A 22,717-nucleotide genomic window follows, 5' to 3' on the forward strand; every position below is an offset into this window, starting at 1 on the left:
ACAGTCAAATGTGGAAGCTGGCTCTCACACATTGAGAGTGTGGTCACAGTCAAATGTGGGAGCTGGCTCTCACACATTGAAAGTGTGGCCACAGTCAAATGTGGGAGCTGGCTTGCCTGCGATGAGGCCCTGACAGCCACCCTCAGTCCACCCGGCTCAACGACGTCCACAAATGCTGCGCCGCATACGCCCTTAAAGGCCGCCACGCCTCGGCACGCGCCAACAACTGCCGCGCCGACACCGGCCCGCCTTCCAGTGCCGCCAGCGCATTGATCAAGCCAATATCCCCCGACGCAAACGCATCCGGCTCACGCAACTGACGCATGGCGATGTACTGCGCGGTCCAGTCGCCGATTCCCGGCAAGGCCACCAGCCGCGCCACGCCGTCCTTGAGGTTGGCCTTGGGTGCAAATAACTGCGGATCTTCCAGCAACGCCTGAGCCACACCTGACAAAGTACGGCCCCGCGCCTTGGGCATGCCCAAGGTCGCGAGGTCCGCCGCCGCCAAGACTTCGGCAACAGGAAACACATGGGTAATACCGGCATAGGGCGTTTGCAGCGGCTGGCCATACTGCGCCACCAATTTACCCGCCAGGCGAATGGCCGCGACCACCGTGATCTGCTGGCCCAGCACCGCACGAATCGCCAGTTCCAAACCGTCCCACGTCCCCGGTACACGCAGGCCAGGGCGCGCAGCCACCAGTTGTGCCATCAACGGGTCGGCGGCCAGCTGCGCATTGATCAACCCAGGCCGGGCGTCCAGATCGAACATGGCCCGCAGGCGCCGCTCGATCTCGGGCAGCGCCGCCGCGTCGGGGAACTCAACACCCACTTCCAGCCAATCGCCCGCACCCGGTGCCACGCTGATGCAGCCGTGCTGCCCGTTCACGCTGATGCTGCGCCGATACACGCCGGCCTCAACGGTCTCCAGCCCGGTGATCGCCCGCGCCGATAAAAAACCCAGCATTGCCGCCCAGTCATAGGGCGGCTGATACGCCAATCTCACAACGACAACACCCCGCTATACAGCCCATAAGCCGCCAGCCCCGCGCCCGCGATCACGCAGCTGAAAATGCCCTTTTCCATGTGCGTAAACAAGGGCTGGCCCTGCTCGCGCTTGGCCAGGGCAAACAGGATCACGCCGGGCGCATACAACAGCGCCGAGAGCAGCAGGTACTTCAAGCCGCCGGCGTACAGCAGCCAGACGGCATAGCCAAGAGCGATCAGGCCGACCAGCAAATCCTTATAGCGCTGGCGCTGGGCACCGGCATAGGTTTCACCGCGCCCGCTCAACAGCACCGCGTAGGCCGCCGACCACAGGTAGGGCACCAGGATCATCGACGAGGCCAGGTAAATCAGGGTGGTGTAAGTGCTGTGGGAAAACAGCGTGATCACCAGGAACACCTGGATCATCAGGTTGGTCAGCCACAGCGCGTTGACCGGCACCCGGTTGGGGTTTTCCTTTTTCAGGAAGGCCGGCATGGTCTTGTCATGGGCAGTGGCGTAGAGGATTTCCGCACACAGCAGCGCCCATGAGAGCAAGGCGCCGAGCAGTGACACGGCCAACCCGATGCTGATCGCCATCGCGCCCCACGGCCCGACGATATGTTCCAGCACACCCGCCAGTGAAGGGTTTTGCAATTGCGCCAGCTCCGGCTGGCTCATGATGCCCAGGGACAGCACATTCACCAGCACCAGCAGTGCCAGCACGCCGAGAAAGCCGATCACGGTGGCGCGGCCCACGTCCGAGCGCTTCTCGGCGCGCGCCGAATACACGCTGGCGCCCTCGATGCCGATAAACACGAACACGGTGACCAGCATCATGCTGCGCACCTGATCGACCACGCTGCCAAATTGCGGGTTGCCCAGGCCCCAGATATCACGGGTGAAAATATCCGCCTTGAACGCCACGGCGGCGATCACGATAAACATCAGCAACGGCACGATCTTCGCCACGGTGGTGATCTGGTTGATGAACGCCGCCTCCTTGATGCCGCGCAGCACCAGAAAATGCACGGCCCACAGCAGCAGTGAGGCGCAGCCGATGGCGACCGGCGTATTGCCCTGGCCGAACACCGGAAAAAAGTAGCCGAGGGTGCTGAACAGCAACACGAAATAACCGACGTTGCCCATCCACGCACTGATCCAGTAGCCCCAGGCCGACGAAAACCCCATGTAGTCACCGAACCCGGCCTTGGCGTAGGCGTACACGCCGGAATCCAGTTCGGGTTTGCGATTGGCCAGGGTCTGGAACACAAACGCCAGGGTGAGCATGCCGACGGCGGTGATGGCCCAGCCGATCAGCACGGCGCCCACTTCGGCGCGTGCGGCCATGTTCTGCGGCAAAGAGAAAATCCCGCCGCCGATCATCGACCCCACCACCAGGGCAATCAGCGCGCTGAGACGTAGTTTCTCGGCCGGTTGGGACATGCAAACTCCTGAAATAAAATAGTTTGAGAGAACAAGCGCGCACTCAACTAATTAAATCAGCGAGTGCAGCGTTTATTAAAGACAGCGATAAAACCGTCACGCTCATAACGCAACGGCATGACAGTTTATAAAGTTTAAGCTTATTTAGATTTTAAATAGAGCAGGCACTTGGCCAGTTTTTGCAGACTTAACCCGTTAATTGAGAAAAGTTTGCACATTCGACAAAGCGGGCTAGGGTCAAACGTCCACACCTCGGACTAAATGCTTGATCAAAACGCAGGAGCCGCTCTGGAAAGCGCCTTTTCGGGGGAAACTATTGCCCCGGGATCTTACCCCTAAGTCATTAATTCACAATGGAATGTGCCAATGACGTGATCTAAGTCAGCTGTTTGATCAGCGCACAGAATTATTCTGTGCTCTCTCTTCTCCTGCATTGGAGTCATGCAATGTCTGACACTCCCGGAAAACTTCGACTCGGCGCCCTGGTTGCGCTGGTCGTGGGCTCAATGATTGGCGGCGGGATCTTCTCACTGCCGCAAAACATGGCCGCCAGCGCCGATGTCGGCGCGGTGTTGATCGGCTGGGTCATTACCGCCATCGGCATGCTCACCCTGGCTTTCGTGTTCCAGACCCTGGCCAACCGCAAACCTGACCTCGACGGCGGCGTGTACGCCTACGCCAAGGCCGGCTTCGGCGACTACATGGGCTTCTCATCGGCGTGGGGTTACTGGATCAGCGCCTGGCTGGGTAACGTCGGTTACTTCGTGTTGCTGTTCAGCACCCTCGGTTACTTCTTCCCGATCTTTGGCGAAGGCAACACACCCGCTGCGGTGATTGGCGCCTCGGTGCTGCTGTGGGCCGTGCACTTTCTGGTACTGCGCGGCATCAAGGAAGCGGCGTTCATCAACCTGGTGACCACCGTCGCCAAAGTGGTGCCGCTGGTGCTGTTCGTGTTGATCGCTGTGTTCGCGTTCAAGCTGGACATTTTCACCGCCGACATCTGGGGCGTGAAAAACCCCGACCTGGGCAGCGTGATGAACCAGGTGCGCAACATGATGCTGGTCACCGTGTGGGTGTTTATCGGCATCGAAGGCGCGAGCATCTTCTCGTCCCGTGCAGAAAAACGCAGCGACGTCGGCAAGGCCACCGTAATCGGTTTTATCACCGTGCTGCTGTTTTTGATGCTGGTGAACGTGCTGTCCCTGGGCATCATGACCCAACCGGAACTGGCCAAACTGCAGAACCCTTCGATGGCTGCCGTGCTGGAGCATGTGGTGGGCCACTGGGGCGCGGTGTTGATCAGCGTCGGCTTGATCATCTCGCTGTTGGGTGCGCTGCTGTCGTGGGTGCTGCTGTGTGCGGAGATCATGTTCGCCGCCGCCAAGGACCACACCATGCCGGAGTTCCTGCGTAAGGAAAACGCCAACCACGTGCCGGTCAATGCCCTGTGGCTGACCAATGCGATGGTCCAGGTTTTCCTGGTCATCACGCTGTTTTCGGCCAGCACTTACCTGTCGCTGATCTACCTCGCCACCTCGATGATCCTGGTGCCTTACCTGTGGTCGGCGGCCTATGCACTGCTGCTGGCGGTGCGCGGCGAGACCTACGAAAACGCCCTGCGCGAGCGCAAGAAAGACCTGTTCATCGGCGCCATCGCGTTGATCTACGCGGTGTGGCTGCTCTACGCCGGTGGCACCAAGTACCTGCTGCTCTCCGCCCTGCTGTATGCCCCCGGCGTGATCCTGTTCGCCAAGGCCAAGCATGAACTGGGCAAACCGATTTTCACCAACGTCGAGAAGCTGATTTTCGCCGCGGTAGTCATTGGCGCCCTGGTGGCTGCTTATGGCCTCTACGCCGGCTTCCTGACTCTGTAACTTTTGTTCACTGGAGGATCTGTAATGACCACGGAAAAAGTGAAGTACGGCGTACATTCCGAAGCCGGCAAACTGCGTAAAGTCATGGTGTGCTCCCCAGGTTTGGCCCACCAGCGGCTGACCCCCAACAACTGCGATGAACTGCTGTTCGATGACGTGTTGTGGGTGGCCCAGGCCAAGCGCGACCACTTCGACTTCGTAACCAAGATGCGCGAGCGGGACATTGATGTGCTGGAAATGCACAACCTGCTGACCGATATCGTCGCCATCCCCGAAGCGTTGGACTGGATTCTGGAGCGCAAGATCACCGCCAATACGGTGGGCCTGGGCCTGGTCGATGAAGTCGGCTCATGGCTGCGCAGCCTGGAGCCGCGCAAAATCAGCGAGTTCCTGATTGGCGGCGTGTCGGCCGATGACCTGCCGAGCAGCTTCGGCGGCCGGACCATCGAGATGTTCCGCGACTTCCTCGGCCACTCAAGCTTCATTCTGCCGCCGCTGCCCAACACTCAGTTCACCCGCGACACCACCTGCTGGATCTACGGCGGTGTGACGCTCAACCCGATGTACTGGCCGGCGCGACGTCAGGAAACCCTGTTGGCCAGCGCCATCTATAAATTCCACCCCGAGTTCACCAACGCCGACTTCCAGATCTGGTACGGCGACCCCGACCAGGAACACGGGGCCGCCACACTGGAAGGCGGCGACGTGATGCCGATTGGCAATGGCGTGGTGTTGATCGGCATGGGCGAGCGTTCTTCGCACCAGGCGATTGGCCAACTGGCGCGCAACCTGTTCAAGAACAAAGCCGTGGAACGCGTGATCGTTGCCGGCCTGCCGAAGTCCCGCGCGGCGATGCACCTGGATACGGTGTTCAGCTTCTGCGACCGCGACCTGGTGACCATCTTCCCCGAAGTGGTCAACCAGATCGTGCCCTTCACCCTGCGCCCGGATGAAAGCAAACCACACGGCATCGACATCCAGCGGGAGAAAACCAACTTCCTCGAAACCGTGGCCGCAGCCCTTAACCTCAAGGCGCTGCGAGTGGTCGAGACCGGCGGCAACAGCTTCGCCGCCGAACGCGAGCAATGGGATGACGGCAACAACGTGGTGGCCGTGGAGCCTGGCGTGGTGATCGGCTATGACCGCAACACCTACACCAACACCTTGCTACGCAAGGCCGGTGTGGAAGTCATCACCATCAGCGCCGGTGAACTGGGCCGAGGCCGTGGCGGTGGCCACTGCATGACCTGCCCGATCATCCGCGACCCCATCGACTATTGATTTTTTGGCCTTGGCCGCTGCTTATCCAGCAGCGGCCAGGGGGATAACCGAAACCTAAGGAGATCCATCATGGCTTTTAATATGCGCAACCGCAGCCTGCTCTCGCTGATGCACCACACTACCCGCGAGCTGAACTACCTGCTGGACCTGTCCCGCGACCTCAAACGCGCCAAGTACACCGGCACCGAGCGTCCGCACCTGCAAGGCAAAAACATCGCGCTGATCTTCGAAAAAACCTCGACTCGCACCCGTTGCGCGTTCGAAGTGGCGGCCCATGACCAGGGCGCCCACGTCACCTACATTGACCCGGTGTCGTCGCAGATCGGCCACAAAGAAAGCATGAAAGACACCGCCCGCGTCCTGGGCCGCATGTTCGATGCCATCGAGTACCGTGGCTTTGAACAGGAAATCGTCGAAGAGCTGGCCAAGTTCGCCGGTGTGCCGGTATTCAACGGCCTCACCGCCGAATTCCACCCGACCCAAATGATCGCCGACACCCTGACCATGCGCGAGCACAGCGACAAGCCGCTGCATGACATCAGCTACGCGTACCTGGGCGACGCGCGCTACAACATGGGCAATTCGTTGCTGATGATCGGCGCCAAACTGGGCATGGACGTGCGCATCGGCGCGCCGAAAGCCCTGTGGCCACACGAAGATTTCATCAAGCAGTGCCAGGTGTTTGCCGAGGAAAGCGGCGCACGCATCACCATCACCGAAGACCCGAAAGAAGCCGTCAAAGGCGTCGACTTCATCCACACCGATATCTGGGTGTCGATGGGTGAGCCGGTGGAAGCGTGGGACGAGCGTATCGAGCAACTGCTGCCGTACCAGGTCAACGCCAAGATGATGAAAGCCTCGGGCAACCCGCGCGTGAAGTTCATGCACTGCCTGCCGGCGTTCCATAACAGCGAAACCAAGGTGGGCAAGGACATCGCCGCGCGCTATCCGAACCTGGCCAATGGTGTGGAAGTGACTGAGGAAGTGTTCGAGTCGCCAGCCAACATCGCGTTTGAGCAGGCGGAAAACCGCATGCATACCATCAAGGCGATTCTGGTGTCGGCGCTGGCGGATATCTAACCCCACTCTGATCGTTCCCACGCTCTGCGTGGGAATGCAGCCAGTGACGCTCTGCGTCACAAGAGCGGACGCAGAGCGTCCAGTGAGGCATTCCCACGCAGAGCGTGGGAACGATCCTTCTAAAAGGAATGCATTATGCGCATCGTCGTAGCCCTGGGCGGTAACGCCCTGCTCCGCCGTGGTGAACCCATGACGGCGGACAACCAACGCGCCAATATCCGTATCGCCACCGAACAGATCGCCAAAATCCACCCCGGCAACGAATTGGTGATCGCCCACGGCAATGGCCCGCAAGTCGGCCTGCTGTCGTTGCAGGCAGCGGCTTACACCCAGGTTTCGCCGTACCCACTGGACGTGCTCGGCGCCGAGACCGAAGGCATGATCGGCTACATCATCGAACAGGAACTGGGCAACTTGCTGGACTTCGAGGTGCCGTTCGCCACCTTGCTCACCCAAGTGGAAGTCGACGCCAAAGACCCGGCCTTCCAGAACCCGACCAAGCCCATCGGCCCGGTGTACTCCAAGGCCGAAGCCGAGAAACTTGCCGCCGAAAAAGGCTGGGCCATCGCGCCCGATGGCGATAAATACCGTCGTGTGGTGGCCAGCCCACGCCCGAAACGCATCTTTGAAATCCGCCCGATCAAGTGGCTGCTGGAAAAAAGCGCAATTGTGATTTGCGCCGGTGGCGGCGGCATCCCGACCATGTATGGCGAAGACGGCACGCTGCGCGGCATTGAAGCGGTGATCGACAAAGACCTGTGCTCATCCTTGCTGGCATCACAACTGGACGCGGATTTGCTGGTGATTGCCACCGACGTCAATGCGGCTTTTATCGACTTCGGCAAGCCGACCCAAAAGGCCATCGGCCAGGCCCATCCCGACGACATGGAGAAGCTCGGCTTCGCCGCCGGCTCCATGGGGCCGAAGGTACAAGCGGCCTGCGAGTTCGCCCGCCAGACTGGCAAAACTGCCGTCATCGGTTCACTCTCGGACATCGAAGCCATCGTCCAGGGCAGCGCCGGCACGCGTATCAGCACGGCAAAACCTGGCATCACCTACCTGTGAAGTAGAGGAGAAACGCCTATGGCCACCTTTGAACCCGGTCACCTGCACATCGAACGTCACGCGCTCAACAAGGATGACTACAGCTACAACCTGTGCATCGACTACGAGGTCAGCCAGGATCCAAAGGAAGGCAAGGGAATGATCTTCAAGCTGCACGGCTCGGTGCAGGGCAAGGACCTCAAGGAGGAATTCTTTTTACCCAAGGATCAGGCCTTCGACTTTGCCCGGCATGCGATGAACATCGCGCAGAAATATGGAATGCCGAAGGTTGCGACGCTTAACGGCTCGATGCACAAGCAGTACGACTTGATGTTTGAGGATGTGCGGCATCAGTTGGATGTGAAATCCGGCGATCCGGTCAAACCGGAACACCTGGAGTAACAACACCGTAAGTCCAATGTGGGAGCTGGCTTGTGTGGGAGCTGGCTTGCCTGCGATGCGGTCACCTCGGTGTATCAGGTAGACCAAGGTGATGCTATCGCAGGCAAGCCAGCTCCCACATTTTGATCTCCCTGCGCTCCAAGGCATACTTGCCGCCTCCAGTTCCCCAGAATTGCCAGCCCCATGCGTATCCACGTCAGCTTCATCGACCGCGTCGGCATTACCCAGGAAGTCCTGGCCCTGCTCGGTGGGCGCAATCTCAACCTGGATGCGGTGGAGATGGTGCCGCCCAACGTGTACATCGACGCGCCGACGCTGAGCGCCGAGGTGCTCGAAGAGCTGCGCGACGCGCTGTTCAGCGTGCACGGCGTACAGGCGGTCACCGTGGTGGATATCCTCCCCGGCCAACGTCGCCACCTGCAACTCGACGCGTTGCTCGCGGCCATGACCGACCCGGTGCTGGCCCTGGACAGCGCGGGCAAGATCCTGCTGGCCAACCCGGCGCTGATCGCGCTGTATGGCCGCGAACCGGCGGGTGAAAGCATCAGCGCGTTGTTCAACGACCCGGCGCTGCTGGAGACTTTGCTCGAACAGGGCTTTCGTTTGCCGTTGCGCGAAATCAGCGTCAACGGCCAGACCTTTTTGCTCGACGCCACGCCGATCACTGACGCCGGCGCCCTGCTCACTCTGTACCAACCCAACCGCATCGGCGAACAGCTGTCGGCGCTGCACCATGACCATGCCGAAGGTTTTGATGCGCTGCTGGGCGAGTCGCCGGTGATCCGCACGCTCAAGGCGCGGGCGCAACGGGTGGCGGCGCTGGATGCGCCGCTGTTGATCCAGGGCGAAACCGGCACCGGCAAAGAGCTGGTCGCGCGTGCCTGCCATGCCATCAGCGCGCGGCACAGTGCACCGTTTTTGGCCTTGAACTGTGCGGCGTTGCCGGAGAACCTGGCCGAAAGTGAATTGTTCGGTTATGCCCCTGGCGCCTTTACCGGCGCGCAGCGTGGCGGCAAGCCGGGGCTGATGGAGTTGGCCAATCAGGGCACGGTGTTCCTTGATGAGATCGGTGAGATGTCGCCATATTTGCAGGCCAAGCTGCTGCGGTTTCTCAACGACGGCAGCTTTCGCCGGGTGGGCGGCGACCGTGAAGTGAAGGTCAATGTGCGCATCCTCAGCGCCACCCATCGCGACCTGGAAAAAATGGTCAGCGAGGGCACCTTCCGCGAAGACCTGTTTTACCGCCTTAATGTGCTCAACGTCGAAGTGCCGCCGCTGCGCGAGCGCGGCCAGGACATTCTGCTGCTGGCCCGCTACTTCATGCAGCAGGCCTGTGCGCAGATCCAGCGCCCGGTGTGTCGCTTGGCGCCCGGCACTTACCCGGCGCTGCTCGGCAACCGCTGGCCGGGTAATGTGCGCCAACTGCAAAACGTGATCTTCCGCGCCGCCGCCATCTGCGAAAGCAGCCTGGTGGACATCGGCGACCTCGACATCGCCGGCACCTCGGTGGCGCGCCAGAGCGACGGCGAAGTCGACAGCCTGGAACAAGCGGTGGAAGACTTCGAGCGCAACCTGCTGGAAACGCTCTACACCAGTTATCCCTCGACCCGCCAACTGGCCAGCCGCTTGCAAACATCGCACACGGCAATTGCCCATCGCTTGCGCAAGTACGGCATTCCCAATAAGCCCTGAAAATGTAGAGATCAAAATGTGGGGCTTGTGTGGGAGCCAGCTCCCACACAAGCCCCCTCCCCCATGGAGGGCATCCAAGTTTTGGTCTGAGAACGACATCCGCTGTACTGAAAGCGCTACAGCGTAACGATATCGCTACAACCCTGTTTTTTACGCGCCATGCAAGGCTTTGATCCGCATAGGCTTTTTTTGGCGTGCCCGAGTGTAGCGAAATCGCTACAGCTGAAAATCATATCGTCATAACCAAAATCGTTAAGTAGATGATTTATAACGACTTAATAACATTGGCCGCAATATTGCTAAGCAACTCCCCATTATTCCAATCCCGTCCACCAGACGAATCTGGCCCTGAGGAGTTTCCATGAGCGAGTTGCGTTTCACTGAAGATCACGAATGGCTGCGCGCCGAAGCCGATGGCAGCGTCACCGTGGGTATCACCGCTTTCGCGCAGAATGCGCTGGGTGATGTGGTTTTCGTGCAACTGCCGGAGTTGCAGGCTTACGACAAGGGCGCCGAAGCCTCCACCGTGGAATCGGTCAAGGCAGCCAGCGGCGTGTACATGCCGCTGACCGGTGAAGTGCTCGAAGTGAACGAAGCACTCAGCGACAGCCCGGAACTGGTCAACGAAGACCCGATGGGCGAAGGTTGGTTCTTCCGCTTTAAACCGGCCGACGCCGAGGCGGTAGCTAAACTGCTGGATCAGGATGCGTACGACCGCCTGATCAAAGCCAACGCTGAAGCCTGAGGAGCGCGCCATGACCATCAATCTCAGCACCGCCAACGAATTCATCGCCCGCCACATCGGCCCGCGCCAGGAAGATGAGCAGCACATGCTCGCAAGCCTGGGCTTTGACTCCCTCGAAGCCCTCAGCGCCAGCGTGATCCCGGAAAGCATCAAGGGCACCAGCGTGCTCGGCCTGGAAGACGGCCTGAGCGAAGCCCAGGCCCTGGCCAAGATCAAGGCCATCGCCGGCAAGAACCAACTGTTCAAGACCTACATCGGCCAGGGCTATTACAACTGCCACACGCCGTCGCCGATCCTGCGCAACCTGCTGGAAAACCCGGCCTGGTACACCGCCTACACGCCCTATCAACCCGAGATTTCCCAAGGCCGCCTGGAAGCGCTGCTCAACTTCCAGACCCTGATCAGCGACCTTACCGGCCTGCCGATCGCCAACGCCTCCTTGCTCGACGAAGCCACCGCCGCCGCAGAAGCCATGACCTTCTGCAAGCGCCTGAGCAAGAACAAGGGCAGCAATGCCTTCTTCGCCTCGGTCCACAGCCACCCGCAAACCCTCGACGTGCTGCGCACCCGTGCCGAGCCGCTGGGCATCGACGTGGTGGTGGGCGATGAACGCGAGCTGAGCGACGTCAGCGCATTCTTCGGCGCCCTGCTGCAATACCCGGCCAGCAACGGTGACGTGTTCGACTACCGCGAACTGACCGAGCGCTTCCACGCCGCCAACGCACTGGTGGCCGTGGCCGCAGACCTGCTGGCCCTGACCCTGCTGACCCCGCCGGGTGAGTTCGGCGCCGACGTGGCCATCGGCAGCGCGCAACGCTTCGGCGTACCGCTGGGTTTTGGTGGCCCGCACGCGGCGTACTTCTCCACCAAGGATGCGTTCAAGCGCGACATGCCCGGCCGTCTGGTCGGTGTGTCGGTCGACCGTTTCGGCAAGCCGGCCCTGCGCCTGGCCATGCAGACCCGCGAGCAACATATCCGTCGCGAGAAAGCCACCAGCAACATCTGCACCGCGCAAGTGCTACTGGCTAACATCGCCAGCATGTACGCCGTGTACCACGGCCCTAAAGGCCTGACCCAGATCGCCCAGCGCATTCATCAGCTGACCGCGATCCTGGCCAAAGGCTTGACCGCCCTGGGCCTTAAGGTTGAGCAGGCAAACTTCTTCGACACGATCACCCTCAACACGGGCGCCAACACCGCCGCCCTGCACGACAAGGCTTGCGCCCAGCGCATCAACCTGCGTGTGGTCGATGCTGAACGCGTTGGCCTGTCGGTCGACGAAACCACCACCCAGGCCGATATCGAAGCCCTGTGGGCGATCTTCGCCGACGGCAAGGCACTGCCCGCCTTTGCTGCGACTGAAAGCACCTTGCCCGCCGCGCTGTTGCGCCAGTCGCCGATCCTCAGCCACCCGGTGTTCAACCGTTACCACTCCGAAACCGAGCTGATGCGCTACCTGCGCAAGCTGGCCGACAAGGACCTGGCGCTGGACCGCACCATGATCCCGCTGGGTTCGTGCACCATGAAACTCAACGCCGCCAGCGAAATGATCCCGGTGACCTGGGCCGAATTCGGTGCCCTGCACCCCTTCGCCCCGGCCGCACAAAGCGCCGGCTACCTGGAGCTGACTTCCGACCTGGAAGCCATGCTCTGCGCGGCCACCGGCTACGACGCGATCTCCCTGCAGCCGAACGCCGGTTCCCAAGGTGAATACGCAGGCCTGCTGGCCATTCGTGCTTACCACCAGAGCCGTGGCGAAGAACGCCGCGACATCTGCCTGATCCCGTCTTCGGCCCACGGCACCAACCCTGCGACCGCCAACATGGCCGGTATGCGCGTGGTGGTGACCGCCTGCGACGCACGCGGCAACGTCGACATCGAAGACCTGCGCGCCAAAGCCATCGAGCACCGCGAGCACCTCGCTGCGCTGATGATCACCTACCCGTCCACCCACGGCGTGTTCGAAGAAGGCATCCGCGAAATCTGCGGGATCATTCATGACAACGGCGGCCAGGTGTACATCGACGGCGCCAACATGAACGCAATGGTCGGCCTGTGCGCACCGGGCAAGTTCGGAGGCGACGTGTCCCACCTGAACCTGCACAAAACCTTCTGCATTCCGCACGGCGGTGGCGGCCCGGGCGTTGGCCCGATTGGGGTTAAATCCCACCTCACGCCATTCCTGCCAGGCCACGCGGCCATGGAGCGCAAGGAAGGCGCGGTGTGCGCGGCGCCATTTGGCAGCGCGAGCATTTTGCCGATCACCTGGATGTACATCAGCATGATGGGCGGCGCGGGCCTCAAGCGCGCTTCGCAGCTGGCGATCCTGAACGCCAACTACATTTCCCGTCGCCTCGAAGAGCATTACCCCGTGCTCTACACCGGCAGCAATGGCCTGGTGGCGCACGAATGCATCCTCGACCTGCGCCCCTTGAAAGACAGCAGCGGCATCAGCGTGGATGACGTGGCCAAGCGCCTGATCGACTTTGGCTTCCATGCGCCGACCATGTCGTTCCCGGTAGCGGGCACCTTGATGATCGAGCCGACCGAAAGCGAATCCAGGGAAGAACTGGACCGTTTCTGTGACGCCATGATCGCCATCCGCGAGGAAATTCGCGCAGTCGAAAACGGCACCTTGGACAAGGACGACAACCCACTGAAAAACGCCCCGCACACGGCGGCTGAAATCGTCGGTGAATGGAGCCACCCGTACAGCCGTGAACAGGCGGTGTACCCGGTGGCATCGTTGATCGAAGGCAAATACTGGCCGCCGGTTGGCCGGGTCGACAACGTGTTTGGCGACCGTAACCTGGTGTGTGCGTGCCCGTCGATCGAGAGCTACGCGTGATCTGACTGAACTCGGTCAATGTGGGAGCTGGCTTTTGTGGGAGCTGGCTTGCCTGCGATGCAGGCACCTCGGTCTATCAGGTAGACCAGGGTGATGCTATCGCAGGCAAGCCAGCTCCCACACAAGCCCGGTTTCTGCACTGAGCGAGCAAGTCTTCCAAAATAATAAGAAACCGGAGAACAACCATGTCCCTTAGCGTGTTCGACCTGTTCAAGATTGGCATCGGCCCCTCCAGCTCCCATACCGTCGGCCCGATGCGCGCCGCCGCTCGATTCGTCGAAGGCCTCAAGCGCGACAACCTGCTGAGCGCCACCAGCGGCATCAAGGTGGAGCTCTATGGCTCGCTGGGCGCCACCGGCAAAGGTCACGGCAGCGACAAGGCCGTGTTGCTGGGCCTGGAAGGCGAACACCCAGACACCGTGAATACTGAAACCGTCGCCGCACGCCTTGCGCAAATGCGCAGTGACGGTCGCTTGAACCTGCTCGGAGAACACAGCATTGCGTTCAACGAGAAAGAACACCTGGCGATGATTCGCAAGCCTCTCGCCTACCACCCCAATGGCATGATTTTTCGCGCCTTCGACACCGCCGGGATCCAGATCCGCAGCCGCGAGTATTACTCGGTCGGCGGTGGGTTTGTGGTGGATGAAGACGCTGCCGGCGCTGACCGGATTGTCGAAGACACCACGCCGCTGACCTTCCCTTTCAAGCACGCCAAGGACTTGCTTGGCCATTGCGCCACCTACGGGCTGTCCATCAGCCAGGTGATGCTCACCAATGAAAGTGCCTGGCGCCCGGAGGCGGAGACTCGCGCCGGCTTGCTGAACATCTGGCAGGTGATGCAGGACTGCGTGGATGCCGGGTGTCGCAACGAAGGCATCTTGCCCGGTGGTTTGAAGGTCAAGCGCCGTGCGGCGGCGCTGCATCGGCAGCTGTGCAAGAACCCCGAATCGGCATTGCGCGACCCGTTGTCGGTGCTGGATTGGGTCAACCTGTATGCGCTGGCGGTCAACGAAGAAAACGCCAACGGCGGGCGCGTGGTCACCGCGCCCACCAACGGTGCGGCCGGGATTGTGCCGGCGGTGTTGCATTACTACATGCGCTTTATCCCCGGCGCGAACGAGGACGGCGTGGTGCGCTTTCTGCTCACCGCCGCCGCCATCGGTATTTTGTACAAGGAAAACGCCTCGATTTCCGGCGCCGAAGTCGGCTGCCAGGGCGAAGTCGGCGTGGCCTGTTCCATGGCCGCAGGCGCTTTGTGCGAAGTGTTGGGCGGCAGCGTGTCCCAAGTGGAAAACGCTGCCGAGATCGGCATGGAACACAACCTCGGCCTGACCTGCGACCCGATTGGCGGGCTGGTGCAGGTACCGTGCATCGAGCGCAACGCCATGGGCTCGGTCAAGGCGATCAATGCCGTGCGCATGGCCTTGCGTGGTGACGGGCAGCACTTTGTCTCACTCGACAAGGTCATCCGCACCATGCGCCAGACTGGCGCCGACATGAAAAGCAAATACAAGGAAACCGCCCGTGGCGGTTTGGCCGTCAACATTATCGAGTGCTGACGCCCACCAGCGCGTCCGCACGTTTTTCAGGAGCTGAACATGTCCACCGAAACCCTGTTGAAAACCCCATTGCACGCGCTGCACATCGAGTTGGGCGCGCGCATGGTGCCCTTCGCCGGCTACGACATGCCGGTGCAATACCCGCTGGGCGTGATGAAGGAACACCTGCACACCCGTGATCAAGCCGGGTTGTTCGACGTGTCCCACATGGGCCAGATCCGCCTGACCGGCGCCAACGCCGCCAAGGCCCTGGAAACCCTGGTGCCGGTCGACATCATCGACCTGCCAGTCGGCTTGCAGCGCTACGCCATGTTCACCAACGACCAGGGCGGCATCCTTGATGACCTGATGGTGGCCAACCTGGGCAACGACGAGCTGTTCCTGGTGGTCAACGCAGCCTGCAAGGACCAGGACCTGGCCCACCTGCGCAAACACATTGGCGAGCAGTGCAGCATCGAACCGCTGTTCGAAGAGCGCGCCCTGCTGGCCTTGCAAGGCCCGGAGGCAGTGAAAGTGCTGGCGCGCCTGGCGCCGGAAGTGACCAAGATGACTTTCATGCAGTTCGCCACCCTGCGCCTGCTGGGCGTGGAGTGCTACGTGAGCCGCTCGGGTTACACCGGCGAAGACGGTTTTGAGATCTCCGTACCGGCGGCCAATGCCGAGAGCCTGGCGCGCAGCCTGCTCGCCGAAACCGAAGTTCAAGCCATCGGCCTGGGCGCCCGCGATTCCCTGCGCCTGGAAGCCGGCCTGTGCCTGTATGGCCATGACATGAACACCGAAACCACGCCGATCGAAGCCAGCCTGCTCTGGGCGATCTCCAAGGCCCGTCGTGCCGATGGCGCGCGTGCTGGCGGCTTCCCGGGCGCTGACCGCATCTTCACCCAGCAACAAGCCGGCGTAAGCCGCAAGCGCGTGGGCCTGCTGCCACAGGAACGGACCCCGGTGCGTGAAGGCGCAGAAATCGTCGACGAACACGGCACGGTGATCGGCAGCGTGTGCAGCGGCGGTTTTGGCCCGACACTGGGCGGCCCATTGGCCATGGGTTACCTGGACAGCGCATTTGTCGCACTGGACACCGAAGTGTCTGCGTTGGTACGTGGGAAAAAGGTGCCACTACGTGTAAGTAAAATGCCATTTGTACCGCAACGTTACTACCGTGGCTGATTGACTGTTCCTATAAGTAACGCGGTTGCGTTAACGCGCACTAATTTGTAACGCAACCGCCATAAAAGAGTGCATTGACGATAGTCATTTTAATAGGCGCAAACCTATAACAAGTGAGCAACGCTATCGAATATGTGGGATCCACTTTTAGTCAGCGAAGTGTCATATGGCCGAGCAAAACCTGGGGATTCTCCGGGGCTTGTTTTTTCCATATTAGTTGACGTAGAGTTTAGCCACTGTGTTTGCATGGGTCGCTTTGAACCTGGACCTGGGCAGTAGCCATAAGTTTGCTACAACCCGTTCGACGTCTCTTACTTTCCTGCAACCCAGCCCAGTACTCTTTCATGTGAAAGGGGCTGTCATTAATTTTTAGCGTCAAAGGAAATAAGAAATGTCGAATCGTCAGAGCGGTACCGTCAAGTGGTTTAACGACGAGAAAGGGTTTGGTTTTATCACTCCAGAAAGCGGTCCGGATCTGTTCGTGCATTTCCGCGCTATTCAGGGCAATGGCTTCAAGAGCCTGAAAGAAGGCCAGAAAGTGTCTTTCATCGCCGTGCAAGGCCAGAAAGGCATGCAGGCTGACGAAGTACAAGCAGAAGGCTGATCCTTACTGCGACAAAAAGCCCCTGATGGTGACATCAGGGGCTTTTTTATGTGCGTTTGCTCGTAAAATGGCTTTTTTCTCAAGAGAGACGGCCATGCCCAAACCTTTGTTGAGCCCCCAAGGCGAATTCCCCGCCGTTGGCCTGGGCCGTCGTCTGGCAGCGATGTTCTATGACTTCCTGTTGTGCACCGCCCTGCTGATCGTCACCGCGTTTATCTACAAGCTGGTGTGGATGGCGTTTATCGGCGAAGCCAGGATGCGCACGCTCACCGAGTCCGGCGCGCTGGACGGCGACCCGCTGCTGTCGACGATCCTGTTTTTTGTGCTGTTTGGTTTCTTCGCCAAGTTCTGGACCCATTCGGGGCAGACATTGGGCATGCAGGTGTGGGGCGTGCGCGTGCAGAACGCAGACGGCTCGCGCATCAGCCTATGGCAGGCGCTGCTGCGCTTTGTGGTGGCGATTGCATCGTGGTTGTGCGTGGGGTTGGGGTTTGTCTGGTCGGTGTTTGATAAGCGCAAGCGCAGCTGGCATGACATCTACTCGGATACGCAGCTGGTGCACATTCCAAAGCAGAAAAAGTAACCCAAGAACACTAGAGATCAAGTGTGGGAGCTGGCTTGCCTGCGATGGCGATCGTTCAGTCACAGCAGCATTGACTGATAAACCGCTATCGCAGGCAAGCCAGCTCCCACATTTTGTTTATGTGTTCAACTTCAGGTCAGGCGTTGCCAGCCAGCTTGAGGCGCGCAGCCTGGGTAAAGTCCAACATGCGTTTGAGCGGGCGCACGGCGTGCGGGATCACCGATGGCTCGACGAAGATCTCATTACTGCCCTCACGCAAACACTGCAGCGTGCGCTCCAGCGTATTCATCGCCATCCACGGGCAGTGCGCGCAACTGCGGCAGGCCGCGCCGTTGCCAGCGGTCGGTGCCTCAACGAAGACTTTGTCCGGGCACAACTGCTGCATCTTGTAGAAGATGCCGCGGTCGGTGGCGACGATAAAGGTCTTGTTCGGCAAGCGCTGGGCTGCGGCAATCAGTTGGCTGGTGGAACCCACCGCGTCAGCCAATTCAATCACCGCCGTCGGCGACTCCGGGTGCACCAGGATCGCAGCATCCGGGTACAGCGCCTTCATGTCTTCAAGCTGCTTGGACTTGAACTCTTCATGGACGATGCACGCGCCGTCCCAGAGCAACATGTCTGCGCCAGTCTGGCGCTGAATGTAAGTACCCAGGTGCTTGTCCGGGCCCCAGATAATCGTCTCGCCGTTGTCCATCAGGCTTTCGACGATTTCCAGCGCGCAGCTGGAGGTAACAACCCAGTCGGCACGGGCTTTGACCGCCGCCGAAGTGTTGGCGTAAACCACCACCGTGCGCTCGGGGTGCTGGTCGCAGAACGCTGAAAACTCCTCCACCGGGCAGCCCAGGTCCAGGGAGCAGGTGGCTTCCAGGGTGGGCATGAGGATGCGTTTTTCGGGGGTGAGGATTTTGGCGGTCTCGCCCATGAAACGTACACCGGCCACCAACACAGTCTTGGCCGGGTGGGCAGCGCCAAAGCGGGCCATTTCCAGGGAGTCGGACACGCAGCCACCGGTTTCTTCGGCCAGGGCCTGAATCACCGGGTCGCAATAGAAGTGGGCAACCAGCACCGCGTCCTGAGCCTTGAGCTCGGCGGCGATGGCGCTGCGCAGGCTCGCCTCTTCATCGGCGCTCAGGGCCTTGGGCTGCTTGGCGTCGAGGTGGGCTTGAACCAGTAGGCGTTCGGAAATTTGCGTCATGTTCGCAAGACCTGCAAGCGCGGTAAGCGCGAAAGTCGAGTGTACCACCGGCTCTGGAGCCCTTCGGGCGCCGCCGGACGAAGTGATTGTGTTCATCAAGCACGGGTAAAGCTGCGCAAGGCTACAGAATATCGAATCGATTCAAAAGCCTAATATGGGATTGCGCGGTACGCTGAGCGGGCAAAAAAAAACGGGAAGGCTCATCACTGAGCCTTCCCGTTTTGATCACGTCGAGCATCAGCGCATCAACACATCCGGGTCGTCCTGCAACATGACCGCGTCATGCATCGTCGCCAGGGCATTTTTCAACGTCGACTGCTCCAGCGCATCCTTGGACTTTTTGCTTTCCTTGGCCGCGTGCTCAAGCAGCGCCAGGTAATCACGCTTGGATGAACCTTCCTTGAGCACCACGGTGTCTTCCACCAGGTTAGCCATCACCTACTTCTGCGTGTGGGTGTTCTGGGAGGCCGACTGCGTGACCGAGGCATGGGTCAACTGGCCGTCCTTATAGGCAAAGCTGGCGGTGCTGCTGGCCTTGTCCAGGACTTGCACATACAGGTAATTCTGCGATTCGCGGCTGCCGTCAAAGATCGGCGGTTTGCCGTACTGCCCAGGTCAGAAGCGATAAGTGACCGAACCACCGAACCCATTGGCGCTGTTTTCATATTTGGCGTCGTAGGTGAGCGCCAGCTGTGGGTTGTTGTCGCGCACCTTGATCGGCTCTTCCTTGAGGTAGGAATAGGCCACGTCAAAGGTCAGGTTATCCACAGGCGTCCAGCCGGCACCGAGGCTGAAGACGGTGCGGTCGCCCGTCGGAATACGCACCGAACGGTCGGTGTTGTTGGTTGGCGTCTGGTCCACCGAGAAGCCGGTACGCAGCACCAACTGCTTGTTGAGCTGGTACGACAGGCCTATCGCGTGGGACCAGGTGTCGTGCCAATGCTGCTCTTCGGTGATGGAGCCCAGGCCGGCCAGCTCAGCGGTAATGTCCGACACGCCGGCGTTGTTGACCGTGATCTTCTTCAACTGGCTCCAGCGCGTGTAGGTGCTACCCACGTAGAGGGTCAAGGCGTCGGTCAGTTGGTGCGTGACCGAGAAGTCCACGGACGACGGCGTGGTGACATTCAGCTTGGCGTCATACTTTTGCGCCCCGCCGTCCAGCACATCGGAGAGCACGCCGGAGGCGTTGGTATGGCCGCTCAGGTGATAGACCACTTGCGAGTGGTAGGTGACGCCGACGCGGGTGCTGTCCAGAGCCTGCACCAGGATACCGGCGTTGAAGCCCATCGCGGTGTCGTCACCCTTGATCTTGGCCGTCTCGGTGCCCAAGCCAAACGCCGGGACTTTGGAGTCCAGCTCGCCGCTGATTTTGTTGAAGGTCGGGCCGAAACCTACCGAGACCTTGTCGTTGAACGCATAGCTGACCGTCGGCTGCACGGTGATGACCTGAATCTTGCTTTTGTTACCAAAGCCATTGCCCTGGAACCCGTGTTCATAGTCGGTCACCAGACCGAACGGCGCGTAGACCCCCAGGCCAAAGGCCCAGTGTTCATCGATCGGCGTCACCAGGTAACCCATCGGCACGGCAATGCCGGGGACCATATCGCCTTTGTTGGTGCCAGGATTGTCGACACCGCCTTGAGAGGAACTGGCGTCCTTGATGTTGGATTTGGCATCGAGGTAGGTGGCGCCGATGCTGACTTCATTGTGCTTGATGCGCGACATGCCGGCCGGGTTACCGAACACCGTGCTGGCGTCATCCGCCGAGGAAGAACGCCCGGCGTAGCCTGTACCCATTGAGCTGACACTTTGCTCATTGAGGGCAAAACCACCGGCGAACAGGTGTGTGGAGGCGAGCGAAATGGAGAGCGCCAAGGCGCTTTTAAGAGTTTTGTTATTCATTATTAGGACTCGAATTATTGGGCAGCGCTGGGGAAACTACCAACGTTCGAGCGGGGCGTTTATGAAGAGTTTTTCATGCTTTTGATTGTCGGACAATCTCAGGATTTTCAAAGACTTCGCCTGATTTTCCGTGTCTTTTTATGACTTTTTAACCGGATCGTGACTGCCTGGTTTCATCGTCGTAAAGCTGTCAATTTGAACGCAAATACCCCTCGATAGCCACGTTGACGACATGGGATGCGTGCATCTCTATAAACACGCCGATTAAGTCATCTTGCTGCAACAATCAAAACCCTCCCACATCGCCTGATCCACATACCCACCCCGTAAATTCAGGGACCTGATAGCCCCCACCAGTCAATTTGCACTGATTTTGTGCATTTATTTGCTGAATAACGCGGCATTCCTCACGTTTTATGTAATAAATCCTACAGACGATGTAACAATCCGTTTAATCATGACTCAAGAGCGGCAAGCCCCCCGAGCTCACGGTTTGGCTCCGGGGCATGAATCGTGTGTATTTCTACGTTAAGGATGTCGAGTGCCGAACCTGCCCTCACTCAAACGCTTGTGCCATCTCCACCCATTGGGTATCGCCCTGCTCTGCGTGTGCGCGCTGCCCGCGTCCGCCGCCGACGGCCCGCAGCCAGGCCAGGAAGCCCTGCGTTTGCAGCAACAACAGCAGCGCGACCTGCAGCAATTACAGCTGGAGCAACGCCAGCGCCAGCTCCAGAAAGGCAGCTTCGGCACACCGACGGCCGCCCCCACTGTGCCAGCAGACAATGTCAAAGATGAACGCTGCTGGCCGCTGAGCGGCACACGCCTGGCCGGTGTCACGCTGTTCAGCAGGGCCGAGATGAATAAACACATCGAGCCCTATGTCGCCCCGTGCATGGGCGTCACCCAGATCAACCGCCTGCTGGCCGAGATCACTCGCCTGTACGTCGAGGCCGGTTATATCGCCAGCCGCCCGTACCTGATCAGCACCCCGGCTGCCGGGCAACCGCTGGATATCCATGTCGAAGAAGGCTACCTGGAAGCCATCGAACTGGCCGACCAAAGCTTGCCCGTGTCCCTGGCCGGCGCCTTCCCCGGGCTGCTCGGCAAGCCACTGAACCTGCGCGACCTGGAGCAAGGCCTGGACCAGCTCAACCGCCTGCGCTCGGTGGACCTCACCGCGGATATCGCCCCTGGCCGTGAACCTGGTGCCTCGCGCATCATCCTGCGTTCGCGCAGTAGCGCCTCACGTTGGGGGTTGGGCCTGGGAGTGGATAACCTTGGCAGCGCCGGCACCGGGCGTGATCGCAACGCCATCAGCCTGAGCCTGGACAGCCCGCTGCAGCTCAACGATTCACTCAACCTGAGCTTCAGCGACACGCTCAACCACGGCCCGCGTTACAGCCGCAGCAACAGCCTGTTTTATTCGATCCCCTACGGCTACTGGACCTACAGCCTGTTCGCCAGCCATGCCGAATACCGCTCACCGCTCAAGGTCAGCAACACCACGCTGTACAACAGCGGCCGTACCGATCAGATCAGCCTGCGCACCGACCGCGTGTTGTGGCGCGACCAGGGCCATCAACTCAGCGCCAACCTGCAACTGGCCTACAAGGACGTCGACAGCTACCTGCAAAAGGTCCGCTTGGGCATCCAGAGCCCAACGCTGAGCGTGGCCGAGGCCGGTTTGAACCTGTTCTGGCTCAACAGCGCGGTGTGGAACCTGGACGTCAATTACGCCCAGGGCCTGACCTGGTTCGGCGCTGATCGCGACGCTGACCAAGTGCAGAAAAACCTGCCCCAGGCGCAGTTTCACAAATACCGCGCCAACCTCACTCAATGGCGCAACGGCCAATGGCGCACGCAACCCTGGCAGTGGCAGAGCCAGCTGTCTGCGCAATACAGCCCGGACCGTTTGCCTGCCATTGAGCAACTGCTGGGCACCGACGATTCGGCTGTGCGTGGCTACCGCGAAAACAGTGCCTCGGGCGCCATCGGTGCGGTGTGGCGCAACACCTTGCGCCTGCCGCTCAACAGCGACCTTCCGGTAAAAATCACCCCGCGCCTGGGCCTGGACAACGGTTGGGTCAAGCGCGAACACGGCGCCCCGGGCCAACGCCTGAGCGGCGCGAGTGCCGGGCTCAACCTGAGCTGGAAGAACGTGCAGCTCGACGTCGATTACCAACGCAATTTGCACACGCCAACAGGCTTTGGCCAGGAGCCGGAGGTCTGGCTGACGCGCCTTAGCTTGCAGATATGAGTGTGCAGATATGAGCGTGCAGATATGAGCGTGCAGATTTAAACCAACACCCGA

Annotated in this window: 17 protein-coding genes and 1 pseudogene; 13 read left to right on the plus strand and 5 right to left on the minus strand. The window is 60.3% G+C overall.

Annotated elements, in window-relative coordinates:
• Positions 1-142: 142 nt before the first annotated feature.
• Together HU759_RS24090 and arcD (HU759_RS24095) are read right to left on the minus strand one after the other, a co-directional pair.
• Positions 143-1,006, minus strand: coding sequence for a DNA-3-methyladenine glycosylase (locus tag HU759_RS24090; RefSeq protein ID WP_170039877.1), 864 nt, complete (start codon positions 1,004-1,006; stop codon positions 143-145).
• Complete coding sequence (gene arcD / locus HU759_RS24095) at positions 1,003-2,430, minus strand: arginine-ornithine antiporter (RefSeq protein WP_170039879.1); 1,428 nt, start codon at positions 2,428-2,430, stop codon at positions 1,003-1,005. Before arcD (HU759_RS24095) ends, HU759_RS24090 begins: the two co-directional genes overlap by 4 nt.
• 446 nt (positions 2,431-2,876) lie before the next feature.
• Here arcD (HU759_RS24095) and arcD (HU759_RS24100) point away from each other — a divergent pair, with 446 nt between their 5' ends.
• The 12 genes from arcD (HU759_RS24100) (at position 2,877) to HU759_RS24155 (ending at position 17,309) form a co-directional block, all read left to right on the plus strand.
• Complete coding sequence (gene arcD, locus HU759_RS24100) at positions 2,877-4,304, plus strand: arginine-ornithine antiporter (protein ID WP_017139152.1); 1,428 nt, start codon at positions 2,877-2,879, stop codon at positions 4,302-4,304.
• Positions 4,305-4,328: 24 nt separating this feature from the next.
• Positions 4,329-5,585: an arginine deiminase gene (gene arcA / locus HU759_RS24105; protein ID WP_058422253.1), complete on the plus strand. Its 1,257-nt coding sequence runs from the start codon at positions 4,329-4,331 to the stop codon at positions 5,583-5,585.
• 69 nt (positions 5,586-5,654) lie between these two features.
• On the plus strand, positions 5,655-6,665 hold the full coding sequence (locus HU759_RS24110; RefSeq protein ID WP_170039881.1) for an ornithine carbamoyltransferase: 1,011 nt from the start codon (positions 5,655-5,657) through the stop codon (positions 6,663-6,665).
• A 135-nt stretch (positions 6,666-6,800) separates the two neighbouring features.
• A complete protein-coding gene (arcC, locus tag HU759_RS24115) occupies positions 6,801-7,730 on the plus strand; it encodes a carbamate kinase (protein WP_099486455.1) in 930 nt (309 codons plus the stop codon).
• A gap of 18 nt (positions 7,731-7,748) precedes the next feature.
• Positions 7,749-8,111: a DUF5064 family protein gene (locus tag HU759_RS24120; RefSeq protein WP_138453701.1), complete on the plus strand. Its 363-nt coding sequence runs from the start codon at positions 7,749-7,751 to the stop codon at positions 8,109-8,111.
• A gap of 183 nt (positions 8,112-8,294) precedes the next feature.
• Positions 8,295-9,803, plus strand: a complete 1,509-nt coding sequence (locus tag HU759_RS24125) for a sigma-54-dependent transcriptional regulator (RefSeq protein ID WP_017139148.1) — start codon at positions 8,295-8,297, stop codon at positions 9,801-9,803.
• Positions 9,804-10,164: 361 nt separating this feature from the next.
• Positions 10,165-10,548, plus strand: coding sequence for a glycine cleavage system protein GcvH (gcvH, locus tag HU759_RS24130; RefSeq protein ID WP_099549403.1), 384 nt, complete (start codon positions 10,165-10,167; stop codon positions 10,546-10,548).
• A 10-nt stretch (positions 10,549-10,558) separates the two neighbouring features.
• Positions 10,559-13,396: an aminomethyl-transferring glycine dehydrogenase gene (gene gcvP, locus HU759_RS24135; RefSeq protein WP_170039885.1), complete on the plus strand. Its 2,838-nt coding sequence runs from the start codon at positions 10,559-10,561 to the stop codon at positions 13,394-13,396.
• A gap of 185 nt (positions 13,397-13,581) precedes the next feature.
• Positions 13,582-14,958, plus strand: coding sequence for an L-serine ammonia-lyase (locus HU759_RS24140; protein WP_170039887.1), 1,377 nt, complete (start codon positions 13,582-13,584; stop codon positions 14,956-14,958).
• A 39-nt stretch (positions 14,959-14,997) separates the two neighbouring features.
• Positions 14,998-16,122 carry a glycine cleavage system aminomethyltransferase GcvT gene (gene gcvT, locus HU759_RS24145; RefSeq protein ID WP_170039889.1) on the plus strand — a complete coding sequence of 375 codons (1,125 nt, stop codon included), beginning with the start codon at positions 14,998-15,000 and terminating at the stop codon, positions 16,120-16,122.
• A gap of 391 nt (positions 16,123-16,513) precedes the next feature.
• Positions 16,514-16,726 (plus strand): cold-shock protein, encoded by a 213-nt coding sequence (locus tag HU759_RS24150; protein ID WP_017139143.1) that lies wholly within the window; start codon positions 16,514-16,516, stop codon positions 16,724-16,726.
• 94 nt (positions 16,727-16,820) lie between these two features.
• Positions 16,821-17,309: an RDD family protein gene (locus tag HU759_RS24155; RefSeq protein WP_099549400.1), complete on the plus strand. Its 489-nt coding sequence runs from the start codon at positions 16,821-16,823 to the stop codon at positions 17,307-17,309.
• Between the two features lie 136 nt (positions 17,310-17,445).
• On the opposite strand, the gene nadA is transcribed toward HU759_RS24155, so the two are convergent.
• The 3 genes and pseudogenes from nadA to HU759_RS24170 form a co-directional block, all read right to left on the minus strand.
• Positions 17,446-18,504: a quinolinate synthase NadA gene (gene nadA / locus HU759_RS24160; protein WP_017139141.1), complete on the minus strand. Its 1,059-nt coding sequence runs from the start codon at positions 18,502-18,504 to the stop codon at positions 17,446-17,448.
• Between the two features lie 237 nt (positions 18,505-18,741).
• Positions 18,742-19,107: pseudogene (locus HU759_RS24165) on the minus strand (lactate dehydrogenase); the annotation flags it as partial.
• A gap of 12 nt (positions 19,108-19,119) precedes the next feature.
• Positions 19,120-20,406, minus strand: a complete 1,287-nt coding sequence (locus HU759_RS24170) for an outer membrane protein transport protein (protein WP_017139139.1) — start codon at positions 20,404-20,406, stop codon at positions 19,120-19,122.
• A gap of 568 nt (positions 20,407-20,974) precedes the next feature.
• On the opposite strand from HU759_RS24170, the gene HU759_RS24175 reads away from it, so the two are divergent.
• A complete protein-coding gene (locus HU759_RS24175; protein WP_186354765.1) occupies positions 20,975-22,663 on the plus strand; it encodes a ShlB/FhaC/HecB family hemolysin secretion/activation protein in 1,689 nt (562 codons plus the stop codon).
• Positions 22,664-22,717 lie beyond the last annotated feature (54 nt).

Source organism: Pseudomonas sp. OE 28.3, from assembly GCF_014268205.2.
Lineage (GTDB): Bacteria > Pseudomonadota > Gammaproteobacteria > Pseudomonadales > Pseudomonadaceae > Aquipseudomonas > Aquipseudomonas edaphica.